This is a genomic window from Streptococcus sp. 1559 (assembly GCF_013276735.1).
GTDB lineage: Bacteria > Bacillota > Bacilli > Lactobacillales > Streptococcaceae > Streptococcus > Streptococcus pseudopneumoniae.
In genome coordinates this window covers 1-916 of sequence record NZ_VMLO01000095.1, presented here as the reverse complement: position 1 = coordinate 916, position 916 = coordinate 1, and the positions used below count along the sequence as shown (strand labels likewise).

Here is a 916-nt window from a genome sequence, read left to right as displayed (position 1 = left end):
CTTGATATGCCAATTAGAGATTTCCTTACGTGTGATTGGTAAACCCATCCTAGCCCAATCTTCTTCTTGGCGATAATTGGGGACCTTCAGATTAAACTTCTGATGGATGGTGTGAGCGATAATAGAAGCTGAGCCAAGGCTATGCGCCAAAGGGGCTTTAGGGATAGGAGCTTTCACAATTTTATCACTCGGATTTTTCTCACTGCATGCTTGGCATTTGTAAGAGTGTTGGATATGATCTATGCGTTTTAATTGCGCAGGAATAAAGACTAATTCTTGGCCTTGAAGACTCGCTCCAATCTCTTTTAGCTCTCCCTGACAGTCAGGGCAAATGCAATCCTCTAAGCGATGATGGAGTTCTTCTGAATCGAATTGGGCAAGAAGAGCTTGACGTTTTCCTTTAGCTTTCTTACGTTTATAGGTGATTTCTTCTCTTTCAACTGGGAACCTCTCCATCTTCATCAGATGAAGCTTCCTCCTCAAAAAGGCTGACTTGTCCAGATGGACAAACACTTTTCTCAGAGGATTTTCCATAGAGCTTTTGCGTTAGATAAGCCACTTGTTCACGAAGAAGGGCAAGTTCATTGGTGAGACTATCAATTGTAGCACTCTGTTGTTGAATGAGTTTTAATAAGTCTTTCATCGTCTTCCCCTCCTTGTTTTCTAACTTTATTATACTAAAAAGAAAGGCATCATTTCAATAGAAATCACGACTTTCTGATGAATTTATTTTTGGAGTGATAGAAAAGCCCTTCATCAGCCAGTCTACTTGTTCAGGTGTGAGAGCTTTGACATCCTTTTCTGTACTTGGCCAAGTCAACTTACCATTCTCAAAGCGTTTATATAGTAGCCAAAATCCTTGACCATCCCAGTAAAGAGCTTTAAAGCGGTCTTTACGTCCACCACAAAAGAGAAA

The 916-nt window shown here is 40.6% G+C and carries 2 protein-coding genes and 1 pseudogene; all 3 read right to left on the bottom strand.

Annotation, left to right across the window (positions count from 1 at the left end; genetic code table 11):
* A pseudogene (locus tag HT688_RS10140) lies at positions 1-462 on the bottom strand (IS66 family transposase); the annotation flags it as partial.
* Positions 437-643: an IS66 family transposase gene (locus HT688_RS10135; protein ID WP_138704148.1), complete on the bottom strand. Its 207-nt coding sequence runs from the start codon at positions 641-643 to the stop codon at positions 437-439. The pseudogene HT688_RS10140 and the gene HT688_RS10135, both read right to left, overlap by 26 nt.
* Before the next feature lie 54 nt (positions 644-697).
* Positions 698-916: IS66 family insertion sequence element accessory protein TnpB (gene tnpB, locus HT688_RS10130; RefSeq protein ID WP_152161552.1), on the bottom strand; the 219-nt coding region annotated here is incomplete at its 5' end.

Bases quoted from the DNA above. Each gene is read 5' to 3' on its own strand.
- HT688_RS10135 (WP_138704148.1), bottom strand. From the start codon at position 643: ATGAAAGACTTATTAAAACTCATTCAACAACAGAGTGCTACAATTGAT.